We start from the raw sequence: 4,210 nt of genomic DNA on the forward strand, positions 1-4,210 counted from the left end.
GTATCAATTAACGTGACATCGCCCTGCAATGGAGCCTTATAGACGACCCCAGTCCCGGGTGTCCCGCTCAAACAAAGGGAAACTGGAAGAGTCTGGACTATCAAGATCATAAGCTAAAAGAGCCAGCGCGACTTCGCCTCTAAAGAGACTAAACCGAAGTCGTGATAGATCCTTTGAATGTGCTGCCTTCGTGTACAATATCTTAGCACGTTCAAGCCATGCTGTCTGACCGGTGTTCCGATAAACATTCAATAATGCATACGCCCTGCCTAAGTAGCCGCAGCACAAACTTCCTATAGGTTCTTCCGATTTCCACGCCGCCCAAGCTGCTCTCTCGGCCATTTCAAGATATGACGCGTTTCCCACCAAACGGTAAGCCAACGTCCAGAGGCTCACATATCCTGCGCTTCCATTACACCAGCTGTCTGATATGCCTCTATTCTGCGACCGTTCAAACGCTACCCGAATTGGCCACCGTACCCCACGACCGTGCTCTCGTGCACTTCTACACAGGAGTTCGAGCCAGTCTTCAGTAGCTGCATGAATCGGGATCGCGGAGACCTCCGACCAAAGCAGTCTCGAGTATAAGACTCCAGCCCACCCATGTGCTATTCCAAGATAGTCACCGGGATTCATCTGCCGTCGATCAAGCTCGACGTCCAGTCTAGTTTTGGCCTCCGACGCCAACCTCGCAGCATAAGCTAGCGGATGATTCTCGGCCTGTACGGCCGTACCACTAATTGTGTCGTAAAGAAGCGAGCAGCAGACCAGTATGCCTGCATAGCCAAGTGCTAAATCGTTCTGTGTGCCAAATAAACCTGGCGAATTGCTGAAGTCCGTCAACGCTTGCGCGAGAGCTACGTGATCGCCTTGGGTATGGGCGGTAAGTGCTCGCACAGCGAAGACGCCTGGCCGCCCGAAGTAAAATGACTCGCGCTCCACTCTCGGGTCCCGAATATCGAGCTCCCTGCTCAGGAATGCGTCCTCGTCGTTCATTCGAGTGATTGCGCCGGAGGCCCAAGATACAGCCATATTCAAGAGCTCAGGGTCTCCAAGCGCACAAGCAATTGCGTTTAATGTATAAGCTATCCCTGCTGCGCCATAATAAAGCGAGCAGGAGGGTGCGGATTGAAGCAGACCTCTATCGAAGGTACCGTGATCCGCTAATTTCTGCAGGAGACGCTTTGGCTCATCGAGTGCTCCTTGAATATAGATTGATGGTACGAGTTTCGCGCCAGGAAGCTCCGCTGTCTCCAAGGCAGTCGCAAATTCATGCACTGACTGAAACCGCTGCTCGGGATCCTTCGCCAGAGCCTTGCCAAGCACTGCTTCTAGCCGCGGCATCGAAGAGATGCCATGCGCATCGAACGGTAATGGATCAAGCCGCAGGATTTGTTCAAGCATCGCCTTCTTGTCTGGGGAAAAACGGAGATAGGTTGCACCTGTAAGAAGCATGTAAACCAGTGCTGCCAAGGCATACTGCTCGCTCTTTGAAGTTGGCTTCCCTGGCGGCTTCCCCCTGAGTATGGCAGTGGCCAGCTCTGGGTCGTAAAACTCGGGAACGGCTCCGCGGACGGTGAACCCGGCGTCCTTATCTCCAAGCCGGCAGGAATTGCCAAAATCAATGATCTTCACACCTCCGGCCGGTTCGATGATCACATTCCTCGTGTTCACGTCACCATGAAGGATTTCCTTGTCGTGAAGGGAGCTGTAGGTCCGCAAAATTCTGGCGGATAATTCGCTTAGATTGCGAAAGCCATTGTCACTGGCTGCGCGGAAATTCTTGGCGATAGTCGGGACTGGTGTGCCTTCACACCAGTCCATGATGATGTACATGCACTCGTGGTATCTTCCAGTATCAATCAAGGCTGGAGCCTCGGCGCCTGCAACGCTTCGTAAGATCTCAGCCTCTCGGTCAAGCATCAATTCACGGCTGGGTGGGCTGCGGGGAGGCACTAGCTTCAAAGCAGCAGAGGTGCCATTGGAATGAACTAAGCGGTAAACTTCGCTATCCTCAAGGAGATGAACGCACTCTGCCACAGTGCGATGAGAATCCCAGCTTTCGCCAACCATCATTGTAGGAGTTATAGCCTGGGAGGCTGCGCTAGCCGCAGGACCTAACCATTGCGCTTGGATGAAGGGATTCAGAACGACGATTATCTCCTCGAGGGCCTGCTCAGCATCTGTTCCTGCAGCAAGGGAAAGTTCGAATGCCGCGTGTGCGAGCGTCCTCGGCTTACGAAACATAGCGAGCAATCCTGCGGTCCGAAAGTTCACCACTTTCGACGTCGATCTTGATCTCGGCCGGGTCAGAATGTAGTCGCCGTTGGCATGCGGGATTTGCGCCAGCAAGTCGGGAGCACATTCAGAAACTGGGACGAATATGAGATCCGGAGCGAGAACAAGTGGCTCAACGAGGGACATGGGATTCATCAAGCTCATCTCGCCAAGTCCAGCACTCGGTATCGATGCCAGCCAAACACAATTTGCTGATTGCGTATTCCCAAGGCTCCATTGACCTTAGGTTAGCGTTGCGAGCAGCGTGGATGGCCTGGGCGATGCGATTGCAAATCCAGATGCGCCAACTGTTGTCCGGGAAAAATCCTAGATATGTCTGATCTTGCGGGGGATCAGCAGCCGACGACAAGAGTCCATCTGAGTCGATTTGGGTAGAAAAAGGAACGCCGTGAGCTGGAATTCCAGCTATCTGCACAAGAAGTCTCGAAGCGAACTCGTTGAGATCATCCTTGAAAGCAAAATAGATGACCATCTTATCTGCTCTAAGAAGTCCATAATGATCGGCACCGAGCTTCATGGATATCGCTGACGATCCATTGAGGAGGGTGGCGGCAGCCTGAAAGACAGCCGAGATATAATCTGGTCTTGGACTCAGATAGATTTTATGAATCCGGCTTTCAGATTTGATCCGCGTCAATTTATTGTTGCGCCACACTAGCCATTGAGGGGACCTGAGAGGTGTGAGCCAGCTAGGAATAGATAAACGGAAGTCACCCAATGCTTCTGCTGCCGGAGAAGCAATGCTTCTCAATACCGCTTGATAGGTCGGCCAACGGTCGCGCCATGATGGCGCTACAGGATAGCGATTGCTGAAGTAGAGCATGGTGGCGGTTTCTTCAATCGTAAAGAGACGTTCCCGCTGAGCGAACTTCATAGCCTTGATCGAGAGCTCCGAAATTCTCGAAGCTGGTGATGTGACCACCTTCGAATTTATTACGTGTGGCAAGGCACATGGTCCGGATACGAAGCTCCCATCTACGTGGAGTTCAAGGACTTCATCTAAGACCAAATTCGCAATCAGGCTGTCGCGCTGAAACGATATGAACTCTGGTAAGAGATTCCGGATCTCTGTTGGCTTATGCAGTTGCAGGAAAAGCGCCGCAACTCCCTCCGAAATGGCCTGTATACTCCTCTGCTCCGATGATTGTGAGACCAATAATTTAGTAAAAGCACCAAGCTGCGAGGTGCATGCGTTGCTTGGTAAAGCATACGGCACCACCGCAAGGGATCTCAGTTGGTATGAAGGGCTTGCCCGGACGACGTGATGGGACAGATCTTTGAGATGAACAGGCACATGGCAACTCCTGCTCCGTAGATCGGTCGAAGGCGCATGCTACGAATCAGTTGCGGGTGGCGTAATTTGCTTCAGTTCCTCGATTGCCCCGGCAAGATACGACTGGAGTATTTCCACCTCTGCAGCGGATGACGGCCGCATTGCCTCGTGCACCACTTTCTCTTTAGCCTCAACAGCAGCAAGAAGCTCTTTGAGTTGTTGCTTCATGGTCGAAAGAACAGCGGGGTTGATTGTGGCTTGTTCGAGTATGTCCCAAACGCGGGTATTCGCTGTACAACTAGAGCAGTCGGTACAGCCAGTGCAACTATAGAGTTCCAATCCGCCCAATCCCCGGAGTGGCAGCACAGTAATCATCAGATCCTTCACGACGTATTGCATACGACGCTCCTCAGATCTCGTAAATTGAAGTTACCTACGTCCCAGCAGCCTCACCCCAGCGAGGGAGAGAGTGCGAATCTGATCTGCCCACCGATCTAGTGCAGCATTATTGTGACCGAGCGATTCGAGTATCGTATATTTTGCTACCTAAAGAGTTATTCGTCAACTTAGCCCTAAAGAATAGTGAGCATTTTATCTGTCGGTGAGCTATGTGGAAGGCGATGTCACGTTAATTGATAC

The 4,210-nt window shown here is 52.1% G+C and carries 3 protein-coding genes; all 3 read right to left on the reverse strand.

Features of this window, described 5'->3' with window-relative positions; genetic code table 11:
- Positions 1-36: 36 nt before the first annotated feature.
- The 3 genes from AA309_RS28695 to AA309_RS28705 are packed head-to-tail and all read right to left on the reverse strand — an operon-like array spanning position 37 to position 3,970.
- Positions 37-2,433 (reverse strand): lanthionine synthetase LanC family protein, encoded by a 2,397-nt coding sequence (locus AA309_RS28695; RefSeq protein WP_160310566.1) that lies wholly within the window; start codon positions 2,431-2,433, stop codon positions 37-39.
- Positions 2,411-3,592: a hypothetical protein gene (locus tag AA309_RS34770; RefSeq protein WP_150117819.1), complete on the reverse strand. Its 1,182-nt coding sequence runs from the start codon at positions 3,590-3,592 to the stop codon at positions 2,411-2,413. The genes AA309_RS28695 and AA309_RS34770 overlap by 23 nt, the downstream gene beginning before the upstream one ends.
- A 39-nt stretch (positions 3,593-3,631) precedes the next feature.
- Complete coding sequence (locus tag AA309_RS28705; protein ID WP_047192443.1) at positions 3,632-3,970, reverse strand: hypothetical protein; 339 nt, start codon at positions 3,968-3,970, stop codon at positions 3,632-3,634.
- Positions 3,971-4,210 lie beyond the last annotated feature (240 nt).

It is taken from the genome of Microvirga vignae, from assembly GCF_001017175.1.
Lineage (GTDB): Bacteria > Pseudomonadota > Alphaproteobacteria > Rhizobiales > Beijerinckiaceae > Microvirga > Microvirga vignae.